Raw genomic sequence first — 17,383 nt, 5'->3', positions numbered from 1 at the left:
GCCATTTTTTTGATACATTGGCCCTACGTCTGATCGAGAGTGGAGCAACCATGCTGAAAGATCTCAGTATCAAGAAAAAACTCGCCGGCGGATTCGGCGCCATTGTGGCCATCATCGTCGTCCTGCTGGCCTCCGCCTACAGCAACTTCAGCAGCCTTTCCACCGCCAGCAAGTGGGACCAGCATACCCTGCGCGTGCTGCTGGAGGCGAACCAGATCGAGATCGCCCTGCTGCAAATCCAGAGCAGCATTCGCGGCTACCTGCTGACCGGCGACGAGGGCATCGCCCGGCCGATCGCCGAAGGTGAAACCGCCGCCCTGCATCATCTGGAAGAAATCACCCGCCTCACCGCCGACAACCCGTCGCAGCAGGCTCGCCTCAAAAGGCTGGCGCCCATGATCAACCAATGGCTCAACACCGTGGTCCATCAGCAGATGGAACAGCGGCGCGCGCAGACGCGCAGCGGCGCCGCTATCTCGTCGGCAGCCCTCAGCGAGGTGCAGGCCGGCAGCAGCATGATGGGCGAGATACGCAAGCTGATTGAGGACGCGATGGCCGAGGAGGACCGCCTGCTGGCGGCCCGGATCCAGACCTCCTCCGCGTTGACGCAGTCCATGCAGGTGGTACTGGCGCTTGGCGGCGCCATTTGCGTGGTGCTGGCGCTGACCATTGGCGGCTTGCTGTCCACCGCGCTGGCCGCGCCGCTGGTGCGCCTGAGCGCCGTGGTGGACCGCATCGCGCGCGGCGAACAGGACGCGCGCGTGGAAGTCAGCTCGCGCGATGAACTGGGCCAGGTGTCCGGCGCCTTCAACCAGATGGCGCAGGCGATACAGGACAGCCAGGAAAAGGAGCAGGCAGCCACCAATCTGCTCAAGTCCAAGGTCGACTCCCTGCTTGGCGTGGTGTCCAAGGCCGCCGCCGGCGATTTGACCGGCAAGATCGAGGTGCGCGGCGAGGACGCCATCGGCCGCCTGGCCGATGGGCTGGACCGCATGTTCGACAATCTGCGCACCCTGCTCAACGACGTGCAGAAGGCCGGCATCCAGGTCACCACCTCGGCCACCGAGATCGCCGCCTCGGCCAAGCAGCAGGAGGCCACCGGCGTCGAGCAGGCCCAGACCAGCGTCGAGATCCTGGCCACCACCAAGGAAATCTCGGCCAATATCTCGCATCTGGTCAAGACCATGGAGGAAGCCACCTCGGTGGCCGACTACACCACCCACGCCACCGCCGACGCCCAGGGCAACCTGAAACGCATGGACGGCACCATGCAGACCATGGTCAGCGCCACCGACTCGATCAACGCCAAGCTGGCGGCGCTGTCGGAAAAAGCCTCCAACATCAACAGCGTCCTGATCACCATCACCAAGGTGGCCGACCAGACCAACATCCTGTCGCTGAACGCTGCCATCGAGGCCGAGAAGGCCGGCGAGGCGGGACGCGGCTTCTCGGTGGTCGCCACCGAAATCCGCCGCCTGGCCGACCAGACCTCGGTCTCCACCTGGGACATCGAGCAGATGCTCAAGGAGATGCAGTCCGCCGTCTCCGCCAGCGTGATGGGCATGGACAAGTTCTCGGAAGAGATCCGCCGCAGCGTCGGCGAAGTGCGCGCCGTGACCAATCAACTGTCCGGCGTGATGGATCAGGTGCAGAAACTGGCGCCGCAATTCGATCAGGTCCTGCAAGGGATGCAGTCGCAGGCCGTGGGCGCCGCCCAGATCAACGAAACCATGATGCAGTTGAACGACGCCACCCAGCAAACCGTGGAGTCGCTGAAGTCGACCAGCGAGGCGGTCCACCAGTTGCAGTACGCGGCCGGCGGACTGCAAAGCAGTGTCGCCACCTTTTCGGTTGCGGCCTGAATACCATAAAGATGGCCGGTATGGGACAATGCCGCTTGCAAGCCGGTCCCCGCCAGTCCTGGAGAAAAAATGTTTAAAGACCTGAGTATCAAGAAGAAGCTGTATCTGGGTTTCAGCGCCATCCTCGCCATCATCCTGGTGCTGCTGTCGATCGCTTACAACCGCTTCAACATCCTGTCGGAAGCCAACGCGTGGGACCGGCACACGATGGATGTGATCCAGGCCATCGACGTGCTGCGCAACGACCTGCTGCAAGTCCAGGTGGAAGCGCGCGGCTACTACCTGACCGGCACCGCGCAGCGCCTTGAGCGCGCCCGCAAGGAAATGACGGACCTGCCGGCCTCCATCGGCGCGCTGCAAAAGCTCACCGCCGACAATCCGGCACAAGTGGCGCGCTTCAAGAAGCTGGAGCAGATGATCCATGTGTGGATCAAGGAGGTGATCGACTCCCAGCTCAAGCTACGCCAGGACATGGGCGACAAGGCCGGCGCCGCCGACGCCATGGGCCGCACGCCACAGTTGTCGGGCGCCGCCACCTCCAACATCGGCGAGATCTACAAATTCATGAACGAGGCGGCGGACGAGGAAAAGCGCCTGCTGGCCCTGCGCTCCGCCGCTTCCGAACAGTCGCAGGAAACCATGCGCATGGTGCTGACCGGCGGCGGCCTGGCCTGCGTGGTGCTTTCGATGGGTGTCGCATGGCTGCTGGCGCGTTCGCTGCTGGCGCCCCTGAACAACCTGACCCAGGCGGTCGGCCGTATCGCCGGCGGCGACCAGGCGGCGCGCGCGCACGTGCTGTCGGCCGATGAGCTGGGCCAGGTCAGCACAGAATTCAACCGCATGGCGCAAGCCATCCAGGACAATCAGGCCAATCAGCTGGCTGCCTCCAATCTGCTCAGGTCCAAGGTCGACTCCCTGCTGGGCGTGGTGTCCAAGGCCGCCGACGGCGACCTGACCGGCAAGATCGAAGTGCAGGGCGAAGACGCCATCGGCAAGCTGGCCAAGGGCCTGGACCGCATGTTTGAAAACCTGCGCGCGCTGCTGAACAATGTGCAGAAGGCCGGCATCCAGGTCACCACCTCGGCCACCGAGATCGCCGCCTCGGCCAAGCAGCAGGAAGCCACCGGCATCGAGCAGGCCCAGACCAGCGTCGAGATCCTCAGCACCACCAAGGAAATCTCCTCCAATACCTCGCAGCTGCTGAAGACCATGGAAGAAGCCACCGCCGTGGCGGATTACACCACCAGCGCCACCGCCACCGCGCAGAACAATCTGAAGCGCATGGACAGCACCATGCAGAACATGGTGTCCGCCACCGATTCGATCAACGCCAAACTGGCGGCGCTGTCGGAAAAAGCCTCCAACATCAACAGTGTGCTGACCACCATCACCAAGGTGGCCGACCAGACCAACATCCTGTCGCTGAATGCCGCCATCGAGGCCGAGAAGGCCGGCGAGGCGGGACGCGGCTTCTCGGTGGTCGCCACCGAAATCCGCCGCCTGGCCGACCAGACCTCGGTCTCCACCTGGGATATCGAACAGATGCTGAAAGAGATGCAGTCGGCCGTTTCCGCCAGCGTAATGGGCATGGACAAATTCTCGGAGGAGATCCGCCGCAGCGTGGGCGAGGTACGCGCCGTGACCGACCAGCTGTCCGGCGTGATGGACCAGGTGCAGAAACTGGCGCCGCAGTTCGACGTGGTGCTGCAAGGGATGCAGTCGCAGGCCGTCGGCGCGGAGCAGATCACCGCCACCATGATGCAGCTGAACGACGCCACCCAGCAGACGGTGGAATCGCTCAAGGCCACCAGCGAGGCGGTGCACCAGCTGCAATACGCGGCCGGCGACTTGCAGACCAGCGTCGCCAACTTCGCCGTGACGGTGTAGGCGGAACGCGCGATGAAGCTTCTCGTCTTCCACATCGGCGCCGATCGTTACGGCTTGCGCCTGCGCGATGTGGTGCGCGTGCTGCCGCTGGTGGAGCTCAAGCAGTTGCCGCTGGCGCCGGACATGGTGGCCGGTCTGCTGGACCTGCACGGCGCCTCGGTGCCGGTGATCGACTTGTGCCGGGCCGCCGGCCTGCCCAGCGGCGAGGACCATTTCGACACGCGCATCATCGTGGCCGATTACGTGGCGCCGGAAGGCACGCATCATCAACTGGGCCTGCGCGCGGAGCGCGTGCAGGGCGTGCAGGAAGTGCGCGAGGAGCTGCTGCTCGACAGCGGGGTGCAGGCCGCGCCCTTCCTCGGCCAGGTGGTCAGCGACGGCCATGGCATGCTGCAACTGGTGGAACTGACGCAATTGCTGCCGGCCGAACTGCGTGCCCTGCTGTTTCAACCGGCGAATAGCGCAGCATGACGCCGGCCCAATCCATGCTGCGCGCGGCGACCGGCTTGAGTCTGTCCAAGTCGGTGGTGGAGCGCGCGATCAAGAACCGCATGGAGCAAACCGCCGTCACCGATCATGACGCCTACCTTGAGCACATGACGCCGGAAGAGTTGACCGCGCTGGTGGAGCTGGTGGTGGTGCCGGAATCGTGGTTCTACCGCGATGCGCAGGCCTTCGCCGCCATGACCGAATTTGTGCGCGCGCGGCTGAAGGCCGACCGCGACCGGCTGGTGCGCATCCTGTCGATTCCCTGTGCCGGCGGCGAGGAGCCTTACACCATCGCCATGGTGCTGGCCGATGCCGGCATCCCGCCGCGGAATTTCATGATCGACGCCTATGACATCAGCCCGGCCTGCGTAGAGCGCGCCAAGAGCGGCATCTATGGCCGCAATGCCTTCCGCGCGCAGGATCTGTCGTTCCGCGACCAGCATTTCACCAGCGACGGCGACGGCGACTACCGCATCAACGACGCCATACGCAAGCAGGTGCGCTTCAAGCAGGGCAACCTGCTGGAGTTCGATCTGAGCACGCGCAGCGCCTATTACGATGTGGTGTTCTGCCGCAATCTGCTGATCTACTTCGACAAGCCGACCACCAAGGCCGCCATCGCCAAGCTGGCGGCGCTGCTGATGGATGACGGCCAGCTGTTTGCCGGCTATGCGGAAGTGCCGTCGTTCTGCCAGCACGGCTTTTCTCCGCTGCCGTACAACCAGGCGTTCGGCTTGCGGAAGGAGGTGGCAACACCGGCGCGCAAGCCGCTGCACACACCGCGCGGCGCGGACAAGGCCAAGCCGGCGCCGCCGCGCGCCGCCCGCACCATCGCCTCGCCGCCCTCGCTGCCGCCGGCCGTCCCGTCCAGCCGTAGCCGCCCTGCCGCCGCCACGCCGCCCGCTGCCGCGCCGGTCGTTGATCTGCTGGCCGAGGCGCGCCGTCTTGCCGATCTTGGAGATGTCAAAGCCGCCGAGCGCGCGTGCCGCGACCACCTCGCCCAGCATCCTGAATCGGCCGAAGCCTACTTCATCCTCGGCCTGCTGAACGAATTGACCAACAAGCCGCAGATGGCCGCGGACTACTGGAAGCGCTGCATCTACCTCCAGCCCGACCACTACGAAGCGCTGTGCCATCTGGCGCTGCTGGCCGAGGCCAATAACGACGCCGCCGGCGCCGCCGCGCTCAAGGCGCGCGCCGCCCGCATCTACAAACGCCAGCAGGCATCCTTGGACGCCAAGCCATGAGCACAACCATCATCGAAGCCTGCTGGAACCGCATCGGCGTGAACGGCGACCAAAGCTGCGACAAGCTGCAACAGCACGTCCACTGCCGCAACTGCGAAGTCTACGCCGCCGCCGCCCAGCAAAACCTGCAACGTCCGGTCAGCGACGACTACAAGAAGGAATGGGCCGCCCACTTCCGCCGCGACGCCGGCGAAGGCCAGCAGCAGGACCTCTCCTGCCTGGTGTTCCGCATCGGCCGCGAATGGCTGTCGCTGCCGACCCGCATGTTTGTCTCCGTCGCCCCCAGTGCCAGGCCGCACCGCCTGCCGCACCGCAGCGGGCGTGGCCTGAGCGGCATCGTCAATGTGAGCGGCACGCTGTATCCATGCATGTCGCTGGCCGACCTGCTGGGCATCGACGAAAGCGAAGGCGAAGCCGCCACCCACAGCCACACCTTCGCGCGCCTGCTGCTGACGCAATGGGAAGACCAGGCCTACGCGCTGCCGGTGGCGGACCTGCATGGCATCCTGCGCTATGCCGGCGCCAGCGTGCAGGCGCCGGCCGCCACCATCAACAAGGGCTTGTCCCGCTTCCTCAGCGGCGTGATCACGCATCAGGACATGCGTATCGGCGTGCTGGATGAAGCGCTGATCGGCTATCAACTCGCGAGAACCCTACGATGAGCGTCGATAACAACGGAGACCTGAGCCAGTTCTCCATGCTGGACCTGTTCCGCATGGAGGCAGACAGCCAGACGCAAATCCTGACCGACGGCCTGCTGGCCATGGAGCGCCTGAAGGACGACGCCAGCGCGGTCGAGTCGATGATGCGCGCGGCCCACTCGATCAAGGGCGCGGCCGCCATCGTCGGGCTGGAAGTGGTGGTGCAACTGGCGCACGGCATGGAGGATGCCTTCATCGCCGCGCAAAACGGCAAGCTGGCATTGACGCCGAACCGCGTCGACGTGCTGCTGGCCGGCGTCGACCTGATCTTGCAGGCGTCGCGCTTGCAGGACAACGGCGTCGACGCTTGGCTGGCCGAAAACAGCGAACCAATCAAAAAAACGCTGAACGCCATCACCACCATCGCCTTCCTGCCAGAACCGGTGGGTCTGCCACCGCCCCCGCCCGCGCCAGCCCCGCTGACCACGGCCGCGCCGCCAGCCGCACCGGCTGCGCCCGCCCCGGCCGTGGAGGACGCGCACGAGCGCCGCGCTCCGGCGCCCATGAAGCACGCGCAAAACTTCGACAAGCTGCTGTCGCTGGCCAGCGAATCGCGCATCAACGCGCACCAGATGCACCCGTTCATCCAGAACATGCAGCGCTTCAAGCGCAACCAGAGCAGCCTGTTCTCCGTGATCGAGCAACTGCACGAAGCCATCTCCAACAGCAGCGACGCCAGCCTGAAGGAAAAATCCCTGCTGGCGCTGCAAAAGACCCATCCGCTCAAGCAGTTCGTGCTGGAGCACATCGCCGACATCGAAGCCTACGAGCGCCGCCTGCTGGGCGTTTCGCAATCGATGGTGGACGAAGTGCTGACCATGCGCATGCGGCCCTTCCGCGACGGCGTGCAGCACTTCCCGCGCATGGTGCGCGACCTCGCGCGCAACCTTGGCAAGGATGTAAGGCTGCACATCATCGGCGAAGACACGCTGGTCGACCGCGACATCCTGGCCAGGATCGAAAGCCCGCTCAATCACATGCTGCGCAACGCCATCGACCACGGCATGGACAGCGCGGCCGAACGCATCGCCGCCGGCAAGCCGGGCACCGGCACCATCGTGCTGGAGGCCAAGCACCGCGCCGGCATGCTGAGCATCGAAATCAGCGACGACGGCAAAGGCGTCGACATCGAAAAAATCCGCACCCGCGTGATCGACCGCAAAATGGCGCCGGCCCAGATGGCGGCTTCCATGTCGCAGGCGGAGCTGATGGAATTCCTGTTCCTGCCGGCCTTCAGCCTGAAGGACAACATCACCGAAATTTCCGGCCGCGGCGTCGGCCTGGACATCGTGCACGAAACCATACGCTCGCAAAACGGCACCGTGCGCATCGAGTCCGAATACGGCGTCGGCTTCCGCACCTGCATCACCCTGCCGCTGACGCAATCCATCGTGCGGGCGCTGGTGGTGGACGTGAAGGGCGAGGCCTACGCCGTGCCCATCGTGCAGGTGGAACGCGTGCTCAAAGTGGCGCAAAACGCCATCCACACGCTGGAGAACAAGCAGTTCTTCGATCTGGGCGGCGAACATCTCGGCCTGGTCTCGGCCTCGCAAGCGCTGGAGCTGGGCGACACCGACGCCGGCAGCGCCGAACTGCCGGTGGTGGTGATCGGCGCCGGCGCGCGCCGCTACGCGCTGGTGGTGGAAGCCATCCGCGGCGAGCAAAGCCTGGCGGTGCAAGCCATCGATCCGATCTTCGGCAAGATGCGCGACATCTCGGCCGCCGCCCTGCTGGACGACGGCGAGCCGGTGCTGATTCTCGACGTGCCGGATCTGCTGCTGTCGATCGACAAACTGCTGCACGAAGGCGGCCTGCATCAACTGGCCAAGTCGGACGCCGCCGAGCGCCGCAAGACCAAGCGTATTCTGGTGGTCGACGATTCGCTCACCGTGCGCGAGATGGAGCGCAAGCTGCTGCTCAGCCGCGGCTTCCTGGTCGATATCGCCATCGACGGCATCGACGGCTGGAACGTGGTGCGCAGCGGCGACTACGACCTGGTGATCACCGACGTCGACATGCCGCGCATGGATGGTATCGAATTGGTCACATTGATTAAAAAAGATATACATCTGCACAAGCTGCCAGTCATGATAGTCTCTTACAAAGACCGCCCCGAAGACCGCGCACGCGGCCTTTCGGCAGGCGCCGACTACTATCTGACCAAGGGCAGCTTCCACGACGAGACGCTGCTCGACGCCGTCAGCGATTTGATTGGGGACGCCCGCAGATGAAGATCGCCATCGCCAACGATGTCGCCATGGCGGCCGAAGCGCTGCGGCGCGTGGTCGCCAGCACCGCCGAGCATCAGGTGCTGTGGATCGCCCGCACCGGCGCCGAGGCGGTGCGCATGTGCGTGGAACACCGCCCCGACCTGGTGCTGATGGACCTTAACATGCCGGAGCTGGACGGCGTGGAAGCCACGCGCCAGATCATGGAGCAAAGCCCGTGCGCCATCCTGATCGTGACCGGGCGCCCGCAGGACAACGTCAACCAGGTGTTCCGCGCGCTGGGCGCCGGCGCCCTGGACGTGACGGCGACGCCGGTGCTGCAAGGCCAGCCGGGCGGCGACGCCGAGCTGCTGGCCAAGATCCGCACCATGGACAAGCTGATACGCCACAGCGGTGGCAACCAGGCCATGCTGCCCAAGAGCGCCGCCAACGGCAATGGCAACGGCGGCGCCGATGCGCACGATACCGAAAAGGTCACTTCCCTGCTGGCGATCGGCGCCTCCACCGGCGGCCCGGTGGCGGTGTCCAAGATGCTGGCCGGCTGGAAGCCGCCGCGCGGCTGCGCCATCGTGGTGGTGCAGCACATCGACCAGCACTTCGCCGACAACTTCGCCCGTTGGCTGGGCGAGCAGCTGGACATGCCGGTGCGCTCGGCCGAGGAAGGCGACGAGCTGGCGGCCGGCGTGGTCCTGATCGCCAAGAGCAACGACCACCTGACGCTGGATCAAAACCATCGCTTGCGTTACGATGCCAATCCCAAGGACTACGCCTACCGCCCCTCGGTCGACGTATTCTTTCACTGCGTGGCCCAACACTGGAAGGGCGAGGCGGTTGGTGTACTATTGACCGGCATGGGCCGCGACGGCGCCGAGGGCTTGCTGGCCATGCGCCGCGCCGGCCAGACCACCATCGCCCAGGACCAGGCCAGCAGCGCGGTGTACGGCATGCCGCGCGCGGCGGCCGAACTGGACGCGGCGCAGATGATTTTACCGCTGGCGAAGATCGGGCCGGTCTTGCGCAGCACCCTGGGTGGCAAATAAAACTAAAGAGAATCCTGATGTCGGAAGCACAAGTAATCGCAGCAGATCAAGAGCCGGTCCTGACCACCTTCAAAGTACGCGTACTGCTGGTAGACGACCAGTTGATCATCGTTGAAGCCGTGCGGCGCATGCTGAGCGACCAGCCGGACATCGAATTCCACTACGTGACCGACGCCACCAAGTCGCTGGAGACGGCGCTGCAATTGCAGCCCACCGTGATCCTGCAAGACCTGGTGATGCCAACCATCGACGGCTTCGGCCAGATCACCCAATACCGCGGCGAGGAAGGCCTGCGCCACGTGCCGGTGATCGTGCTGTCGGCCAAGGAAGATCCCAAGCTCAAGGCGCACAGCTTTGCCATGGGCGCCAACGACTACATGGTCAAGCTGCCGGACAAGCTGGAACTGCTCGCGCGCGTGCGCTACCACTCGGGCGCCCACATCAGCCGCCTGCAACGCGACCAGGCCTTCCGCTTCCTGCGCGAGAGCCAGAAGCAGCTGGCCGATGCCAACATCGAACTGCAAAAGCTGGCGGCGCTGGACGGCCTGACCGGCATTGCCAACCGCCGCCGCTTCGACGACACCATGCGCATCGAATGGCAGCGCGGCCAGCGCGACAAGAAGCCGCTGACGCTGATGATGTGCGACGTCGACTTCTTCAAACTGTATAACGACAGCTTCGGCCACCTGGCGGGCGATCTATGCCTGAAAAAAGTGGCCGCGGTGTTAACCGAACACCTGAAGCGCCCGGCCGACCTGGCCGCGCGCTACGGCGGCGAGGAATTCGCGATTATCCTGCCGGAGACTGAATTGACTGGGGCGCTGATCGTGGCCGAGTCATGCCGCCGCCACCTGGAGCAGCTCGCGATTGAAAATCCGCAGGCGACCACGGAATTCTCATGCGTGACCATGTCGATCGGCGTGGCCAGTGTGGTGCCGTCGCCGGCGAGCAGCGTCGATGAGCTGATCCGGCAAGCCGACCGGGCCCTGTACGCCGCCAAGCACGGTGGCCGCAACCGCGTCATCAGCGCGGACCAGTTGCCCGGTCTTACCCCCTCGAACTAAGGAAAACAGCAGCATGAGTGCACAAATCGATCAAGTCAGCGTCGTCAAGAAAGCCAATATCTACTTCGACGGCAAATGCGTCTCGCACACCGTCGTCCTGGCCGACGGCAGCAAGAAAAGCGTGGGCGTCATCTTCCCTTCCAGCCTGACCTTCAACACCGGCGCGCCGGAAATCATGGAAATCGTCGGCGGCGTGTGCAAGGTGCGCCTGGACGGCGCCAGCGAATGGCAGACCTACGGCGCCGGCACCGAGTTCAAAGTGGCCGGCAACAGCAAATTCGATATCGAAACGGTGGAAACCCTCGAATACGTTTGCCACTTCGGCTAAACTGAAAAGCAGACCAAGGTCTGCTTTTTTTACGACGATGAATATACCTGCACACAAACTGCTGGCCATCATTGAGGCGCAAGTCCAACTGGTCGGTCTCGGGAATGACCTGAGCGCGGTGATGGACACCGCATCCGCCAAGGCGGTCGAGCTGACCGGCGCCGACGGCGCCGTGGTCGAGCTGCTGGAGGACGACGCCATCGTCTACCGCTCGGCCAGCGGGCTGGCGGAAGCGCAACTGGGCTTGCGCATGAAGGTGGCGAACAGCCTGTCGGGCCGTGTGCTGACCAGCCGCACCGCCGCGCTGTGCACCGACAGCGAAACCGACGACCGCGTCAACCGCGAGGCCTGCCGCAAGGTCGGCCTGCGCGCGATGGTGATCGTGCCGCTGCTCGCGGCCGACCAAGCCATCGCCGTCATGAAGCTGGTGTGGAAAGAGCCGCGCCAGTTCAACCAGTACGAAGCCGAGATCGCGCAGCTGCTGGCCGATATGACGGCCATGCTGATGCAGCGCGCCACGCAGGAAGGCCCGAATGTGCTCAAGCAGCGCATGACGCTGGATGAAGCCAGCGGCACCGCCAACCGCTCCTTCTTCTATGAACAGCTGCAAGCCAAGCTGGCGGCGGCGTCGCAGGCCGGCCATGGCAATCTTGGCGTGGCGGTGGTGCGGGTCGAAGGCATCGACAAGCTGCCGGAAGCGCTGACCGATATCTCGCGCCGCATCGAACGCGAATGCCGCCCCGGCGATCTGGTGGCACGCATCGGCCACGATGAATTTGGCGTGATCCTTAACATGGCCTCGCGCCGGTCCATCGTCACCAGCCAGCTGCACCGCATCAGCTTATCGGTGACGGGCGAGGCGCTGCCCGGCATCAGCGACGCCGCGCTGCGCGCCGCCTGCCGTACCGGCAGTTCGCTGTATCCGGAAGACGCCCGCAGTGCGATTGAGCTGGTGCAGGCGGCGCGCCCTAGATGAACACCGGCTCCGGCTCCAGCAGCACGCCGTAGCGCGCCCGCACGTCGGCCTGTATGGCCTTGGCCAGCGCCACCACGTCGGCACCGGTGGCGCCGCCGTTATTCACCAGCACCAGCGCCTGTTTCGGATAGACGCCGGCCGCACCGAGGCTCCTGCCCTTCCATCCGCATTGATCGATCAGCCAGCCGGCGGCCAGCTTCTCGCTGCCGTCGGGCTGCGCGTGGTGCACCATATCCGGGAAGCGCGCCAGCAGCGCCATGCATTGCGCGCCCGGCACCACGGGGTTCTTGAAGAAGCTGCCGGCGTTGCCGATCACAGCGGGATCGGGCAGCTTGCGGCGGCGGATGGCGATCACCGCGTCGGCGATCTTGCGCGGCGAGGTTAGGTCCGGTTCCGCCGCCAGTTCGGCGTAGCGCAGGTTGGGCGTCCATTGCCTGGGCAGCGCGAAGGTCACATCGAGAATGATGAGATGCTTGCCTTCGTGTTTGAACACGCTGTCGCGATAGCCGAAACGGCACGCCGCGCCATCCATCACGCGCGTTTCGCCGCTGGCCGGATCGAACACCGTCACGCTGTGGAATACGTCTTTGATTTCGAGGCCATAGGCGCCGATATTCTGGATAGGCGCCGCCCCCACCGTGCCCGGAATCAGCGACAGGTTTTCCAGGCCGCCGAGGCCCTGGTCGACGGTCCACTGCACAAACGCGTGCCAGTTTTCGCCGGCCGACGCGGTGACAAAATGGTGCCGTTCATCGCCGCCGACCACCGCTTTCCCCTCCAGCGCGATGTGCAAAACCAGGCCGTCGAAATCGCCGGTCAACAGCACATTGCTGCCGCCGCCCAACACCAGCTTCGGCAAAGCAGCCCAGGCGCCATCAGCATAAACGCCGAGCAGCTGCTCTTTTTTGGTGACGCGCAAATAGGCGCGCGCGCTGGCGGCGATGCCAAAAGTATTCAGGGATTGCAGCGGAAACTGATATTGAACGGAAGACGGTGCGGACATGAGGGAAATAACCAATAAATTTAGTCGATTATAGAGCGAAACAAGCAAAAAACCAGCGCCGATATGGCGTCGAAAGGCGGGTTGTCCGTTAAAATGGCAGTCTTTGATGTAGCAATCATGTAGCAAAATAAAGGAAATAGTTATGCCCTCGTTTGATGTAGTTTTGGAAGCCGATATGATCGAAGTAAAGAATGCCGTTGAGCAATCCCAGAAGGAGATTGGCACGCGCTTTGACTTCAAGGGCACCGGCGCCGCCGTCGAACAAAAAGAGCGCGAACTGACCGTGACCGCCGACTCCGACTTCCAGCTGCAACAGGTGCGCGACGTCCTGATCGGCAAGCTGGGCAAGCGCAAGGTCGACGTGCGTTTCCTGGAGGATGGCGACATCAAGAAGATCGGCGGTGACAAGGTACGCCAGGTCATCAAGGTCAAGAACGGCATCGAGTCCGACGACGCCAAGAAGATCGTCCGCATCATCAAGGACAGCAAGATGAAGGTGCAAGCCGCGATCCAGGGCGAATCGGTGCGCGTGACCGGCGCCAAGCGCGACGACTTGCAGGCCGCCATGGCCCTGCTGCGCAAGGAAGCCACCGACCTGCCGCTGGAATTCAATAACTTCCGCGACTGAACCTCGTCCGTTCGCGTGCCGGCCGGACGCCGGCGCGCCGTCACAAAGCTGTAGTACACATGGAGTAGAATGAATCGGGAACCCCGATCATGCGTACTACCGCGCGACCGCAATTAACTTCGGTAGTCTAAGGATAGCAATGAAACGTGTTGATGATTTCCGTCTGCGATTTGGCAATAACGAATACGTGCCCATCATGATCGGCGGAATGGGGGTCGATATCTCGACCTCGGAACTGGCGCTGGAAGCAGCCCGCCTCGGTGGCATCGGCCATATTTCCGACGCCATGGTGGAAGACGTGTCGGACCGCAAGTTCGATACCAGCTTCGTCAAGGACAAGACCAAGCTCTACAAGCACAACATCAACAACATGGACAAGTCGATTGTCCAGTTCGACCTGGAGCGCCTGGCGGAGGCGCAGCGCCTGCACATCGGCGCCACCATGAAGGCAAAACAAGGCCCCGGCCTGATCTTCGTCAACTGCATGGAAAAGCTGACCATGAACGGCCCGCGCGAAACCCTGCGCACCCGCCTGAACGCGGCGCTGGACGCCGGCATCGACGGCATCACCCTGTCGGCCGGCCTGCACTTCGGCTCGTTCGCGCTGATGGCCGATCACCCGCGCTTCCGCGAAGCCAAGCTGGGCATCATTGTGTCATCGGTACGCGCGCTGCAAATCTTCCTGCGCAAGAACGCCAAGCTGAACCGCCTGCCGGATTACGTCATCGTCGAAGGCCCGCTGGCCGGCGGCCACCTCGGCTTCGGCCTGGAGGACTGGAAAGACTACGACCTGATGACCATCACCAAGGAGCTGCTGGCCTACTTCAAGGAAGAGAACCTGGACATTCCGCTGATCGCGGCCGGCGGCATCTTCACCGGCTCGGACGCGGTGAGCTTCCTGGAAGCCGGCGCCGCAGGCGTGCAAGTGGCCACCCGCTTCACCGTCACCAAGGAATGCGGCCTGCCGGACAAGGTCAAGCAGGAATACTTCAAGGCCTCGGAGGAGGACATCATCGTCAATGGCGTGTCGCCGACCGGCTATCCGATGCGCATGCTGAAGAACACGCCGGCGATCGGTTCCGGCATCCGTCCGGGCTGCGAATCGTATGGCTACCTGCTGGATGCCAGCGGCAACTGCGCCTACATCAATTCGTACAACCGCGAAGTGATGGCCAATCCGGAAGCCAAAGCCGTGGTGGTGATGGACAAGACCTGCCTGTGCACCCACATGCGCAACTTCAACTGCTGGACCTGCGGTCACTACACCTACAAGCTCAAGGACACCTCGTTCAAGAAGCCGGACGGCGAGTACCAGCTGCTGACGGCGGAGCATGTGTTCAAGGACTACCAGTTCAGCACCGATAACACCATAGCTCTTCCTGAAAAAGAGTTCTAATTAAAAAAGCGCGTGGCCGTGCGGCGATCTTGAGCGCCGCGGCACACGCGCTTTTTATCAGCCGTCCTTGTTGATCCGGTGGATCAACGCTCCCAGCACATCCTCCGCCATTTCATTTTCGACCTGACAGGTGCCGGCGTTCTCGTGACCGCCGCCACCGTATTCCAGCATCAGCGCGCCGATATTGGTTTTCGAGGTGCGGTTCAGAATCGACTTGCCAGTGGCGAACACCGTGTTCTGATTCTTCAGTCCCCACAGCACGTGGATCGAGATATTCGTCTGCGGGAAGATCGCATAGATGATGAAGCGGTTGCCGGCGTAGATGATCTCTTCATTGCGCAAGTCCAGCACCACCAGATTTTTGTGTATGGTGGCACAGCGGCGGATCTGGTCCTTGCACTTCTCGGCGTGCTCGAAGTACAGCTCCTTACGCTCTTTCACGTCCGGCAGCTCCATGATCTCGGCGATCGTGTGGTTCTTGCAGTAGTCGATCAGGTCCATCATCAGGTTGTAATTCGAGATGCGGAACTCGCGGAAGCGGCCCAGGCCGGTACGCGCATCCATCAGGAAGTTCAGCAAATCCCAGCCTTCCGGATTCAGCACTTCCTGCTCATTGAAGCGCGCGGCGTCGCCCTTGTCGACCGCCGCCATCATGTCGTTCCACGAAGCCGGGAAGGCTTTCAGGCCGCCGTAATAGTCGTACACCACGCGCGCGGCCGATGGCGCCTCGGGATGGATGACGTGGTTGCTGCGCTCGCCGGTATTGCGGATGGTTTCAGACAGATGGTGGTCGAAAGCCAGATGCGCGCCGGCCACGTACGGCAGATTGGTCGTGATGTCGCGATCGGTAATCGTGATCTTCCCATCCTGCATATCCTTGGGATGCACAAACAGGATTTCGTCGATCAAATCCAGGTGTTTTAACAGTACTGCGCAAACCAAACCATCAAAATCGCTACGGGTTACCAAGCGATATTTTTTTGCCTCTGCCATGGATCTACCTCAGTTGGGTTGAACATCAGCAAATAATACAACTCAATGGCATGGCTGCCCACAAATAGTGACCTGTCGTTGCATTACGTCACATAGTTACGCCGTAAAATCGAAGCATGACGATTTATGACGCCATCATTGTCGGTAGCGGGCCGGGCGGCGCCAGTGTGGCCCGCGAACTGGCGCGGCGGCGCTTGCGCGTTTTGCTGCTGGAACGCGGCAGCGCGGCGCCGCTGCAAGGCACGCTCCGGCAAATGGCCGGCATCGCCGCCATACCGGGAAAAAGCAGCTTCCTGCACCGTGACGCTTCGCTGCTGGTCAGCGGCATGACGGTGGGCGGCACCTCCGCCATCAATTTCGCCACCGCCGCCGCGCCGCCGGCAATGTTCAGCGCCCACGGCATCGATCTCGGCCCTGCGCTGACAGCGTTGCGCGCCGAGCTGCCGATCAGCCAGCTACCTGATGAGTTGATCGGCCCGCTGGCGGCCCGTATCCGCCAGGGCGCCCTCGCCCAGCAACTCGATTGGCGCAAACTGGACAAACTGATACGGCCATCGATCTGCCGCAGCGGCTGCTGGCGGTGTGTCTATGGCTGCCCATTTGGGGCCAAGTGGACGGCGCGCGACTTCGTCGACGAAGCAATCCAGCTGGGCTCAACCCTGATCGACCAGGCCCGGGTGGATAGCGTCATGGTGGAAAACGGCCGCGCCACCGGCGTGCGCTATCAGCACGGGGGACGGCGGCAGCAGGCCATGGCGCACAACGTCATCCTGGCGGCAGGCGGCATAGCAAGCCCGCGCCTGCTGCATGCGTCCGGCTTGCATCCGGCCAGCAGCAGCTTTTTCAGCGATCCCGTCATCGCCGTCATGGGCCATGTGGATGACATCGAGGGCGGCGCCGAAGTGCCGATGGCGGCCGGGCTGTATCTGCATCAGGAAGGTATCGCGCTGGCGGACATGACCTTGCCCAAACCGATGTATCAGGCGTTTGCCGCGCAGGTCGGGCGGCTGGACCGGCTGGCCGCGCATGCGGGCACGCTGAGCATCATGGTCAAAGTGCGCGATGAAATCGGCGGCGGCATCGGCCCGCTTTGGGTGGACAAGACATTGACGGCTTCGGACCGCAACAAACTGGCCACTGGTGTGGATATGGCGCGCGGCATATTGCGCGCGGCCGGCGCACGCAAGATCTTCAAGAGCTGGCATTTCGCCGCCCATCCTGGCGGCAGCGTGCGCATCGGCGAAGGCGTGGACAGCAATCTTCAGACAGCCACCGCCAACCTCTACGTCTGCGATGCCTCGGTGATCCCGCAACCATGGGGATTGCCGCCGACTTTGACCTTGCTGTGTCTGGGCAAGCGCCTCGGAGCCTGGCTGTAAACGCAAAAAGGCCCGCTCACAGAGCGGGCCTTCCTGGCTTATAACTAGCTTGACGATAACCTACTTTCACACTGGTTGCAGCACTATCATCGGCGTAGAGTCGTTTCACGGTCCTGTTCGGGATGGGAAGGGGTGGGACCGACTTACTATGGTCATCAAGCT

15 protein-coding genes and 1 rRNA gene are annotated in these 17,383 nt (G+C 63.4%); 13 read left to right on the top strand and 3 right to left on the bottom strand.

The features are described from left to right. Positions 1 to 50: 50 nt before the first annotated feature. The 10 genes from GM676_RS16970 to GM676_RS16925 all read left to right on the top strand — a co-directional run bounded on the left by GM676_RS16970 (position 51) and on the right by GM676_RS16925 (position 11,822). Positions 51 to 1,862, top strand: a complete 1,812-nt coding sequence (locus GM676_RS16970) for a methyl-accepting chemotaxis protein (RefSeq protein WP_155464913.1) — start codon at positions 51 to 53, stop codon at positions 1,860 to 1,862. Positions 1,863 to 1,931: 69 nt separating this feature from the next. After that, positions 1,932 to 3,749: a methyl-accepting chemotaxis protein gene (locus GM676_RS16965; protein WP_155464912.1), complete on the top strand. Its 1,818-nt coding sequence runs from the start codon at positions 1,932 to 1,934 to the stop codon at positions 3,747 to 3,749. Positions 3,750 to 3,761: 12 nt separating this feature from the next. Continuing rightward, on the top strand, positions 3,762 to 4,220 hold the full coding sequence (locus GM676_RS16960; protein ID WP_155464911.1) for a chemotaxis protein CheW: 459 nt from the start codon (positions 3,762 to 3,764) through the stop codon (positions 4,218 to 4,220). Further along, on the top strand, positions 4,217 to 5,485 hold the full coding sequence (locus GM676_RS16955; RefSeq protein ID WP_155464910.1) for a CheR family methyltransferase: 1,269 nt from the start codon (positions 4,217 to 4,219) through the stop codon (positions 5,483 to 5,485). The genes GM676_RS16960 and GM676_RS16955 overlap by 4 nt, the downstream gene beginning before the upstream one ends. After that, a complete protein-coding gene (locus GM676_RS16950) occupies positions 5,482 to 6,147 on the top strand; it encodes a chemotaxis protein CheW (RefSeq protein ID WP_155464909.1) in 666 nt (221 codons plus the stop codon). Before GM676_RS16955 ends, GM676_RS16950 begins: the two co-directional genes overlap by 4 nt. Continuing rightward, positions 6,144 to 8,417: a hybrid sensor histidine kinase/response regulator gene (locus GM676_RS16945; protein ID WP_155464908.1), complete on the top strand. Its 2,274-nt coding sequence runs from the start codon at positions 6,144 to 6,146 to the stop codon at positions 8,415 to 8,417. The genes GM676_RS16950 and GM676_RS16945 overlap by 4 nt, the downstream gene beginning before the upstream one ends. Further along, positions 8,414 to 9,454, top strand: coding sequence for a chemotaxis-specific protein-glutamate methyltransferase CheB (gene cheB, locus GM676_RS16940; RefSeq protein ID WP_155464907.1), 1,041 nt, complete (start codon positions 8,414 to 8,416; stop codon positions 9,452 to 9,454). The genes GM676_RS16945 and cheB overlap by 4 nt, the downstream gene beginning before the upstream one ends. A 17-nt stretch (positions 9,455 to 9,471) precedes the next feature. After that, a complete protein-coding gene (locus GM676_RS16935; protein WP_155464906.1) occupies positions 9,472 to 10,518 on the top strand; it encodes a diguanylate cyclase in 1,047 nt (348 codons plus the stop codon). A 13-nt stretch (positions 10,519 to 10,531) separates the two neighbouring features. Next, entirely contained in the window at positions 10,532 to 10,846 is a 315-nt protein-coding gene (gene ppnP / locus GM676_RS16930) for a pyrimidine/purine nucleoside phosphorylase (protein ID WP_155464905.1), read from the top strand. 37 nt (positions 10,847 to 10,883) lie between these two features. After that, positions 10,884 to 11,822, top strand: coding sequence for a sensor domain-containing diguanylate cyclase (locus GM676_RS16925; RefSeq protein ID WP_155464904.1), 939 nt, complete (start codon positions 10,884 to 10,886; stop codon positions 11,820 to 11,822). On the opposite strand, the gene murB is transcribed toward GM676_RS16925, so the two are convergent. Further along, complete coding sequence (murB, locus tag GM676_RS16920) at positions 11,815 to 12,825, bottom strand: UDP-N-acetylmuramate dehydrogenase (RefSeq protein ID WP_155464903.1); 1,011 nt, start codon at positions 12,823 to 12,825, stop codon at positions 11,815 to 11,817. The genes GM676_RS16925 and murB overlap by 8 nt on opposite strands. Before the next feature lie 142 nt (positions 12,826 to 12,967). Between murB and GM676_RS16915 the strand changes: the two genes are divergently transcribed. Both GM676_RS16915 and GM676_RS16910 read left to right on the top strand, forming a co-directional pair. Next, positions 12,968 to 13,453, top strand: coding sequence for a YajQ family cyclic di-GMP-binding protein (locus tag GM676_RS16915; RefSeq protein WP_155464902.1), 486 nt, complete (start codon positions 12,968 to 12,970; stop codon positions 13,451 to 13,453). Between the two features lie 139 nt (positions 13,454 to 13,592). Beyond that, the gene (locus GM676_RS16910; RefSeq protein WP_155464901.1) at positions 13,593 to 14,849 is read left to right on the top strand and encodes a nitronate monooxygenase; all 1,257 of its coding nucleotides are present in this window, start codon (positions 13,593 to 13,595) and stop codon (positions 14,847 to 14,849) included. Between the two features lie 57 nt (positions 14,850 to 14,906). Here GM676_RS16910 and GM676_RS16905 read toward each other — a convergent pair whose 3' ends face one another. Next, positions 14,907 to 15,842 (bottom strand): exopolyphosphatase, encoded by a 936-nt coding sequence (locus GM676_RS16905; RefSeq protein ID WP_155464900.1) that lies wholly within the window; start codon positions 15,840 to 15,842, stop codon positions 14,907 to 14,909. Between the two features lie 116 nt (positions 15,843 to 15,958). Between GM676_RS16905 and GM676_RS16900 the strand changes: the two genes are divergently transcribed. Then, positions 15,959 to 17,221 carry a GMC family oxidoreductase N-terminal domain-containing protein gene (locus GM676_RS16900; RefSeq protein WP_155464899.1) on the top strand — a complete coding sequence of 421 codons (1,263 nt, stop codon included), beginning with the start codon at positions 15,959 to 15,961 and terminating at the stop codon, positions 17,219 to 17,221. 47 nt (positions 17,222 to 17,268) lie between these two features. On the opposite strand, the gene rrf is transcribed toward GM676_RS16900, so the two are convergent. After that, positions 17,269 to 17,381: ribosomal RNA gene (gene rrf, locus GM676_RS16895) — 5S ribosomal RNA — on the bottom strand. Positions 17,382 to 17,383 lie beyond the last annotated feature (2 nt).

Origin of the sequence: Duganella radicis (assembly GCF_009720825.1) — a bacterium.
Taxonomy (GTDB): Bacteria; Pseudomonadota; Gammaproteobacteria; order Burkholderiales; family Burkholderiaceae_D; genus Rugamonas; species Rugamonas radicis.
Note: the sequence above shows the minus strand (reverse complement) of the source record. Positions and strands in the feature narration are given on the sequence as shown.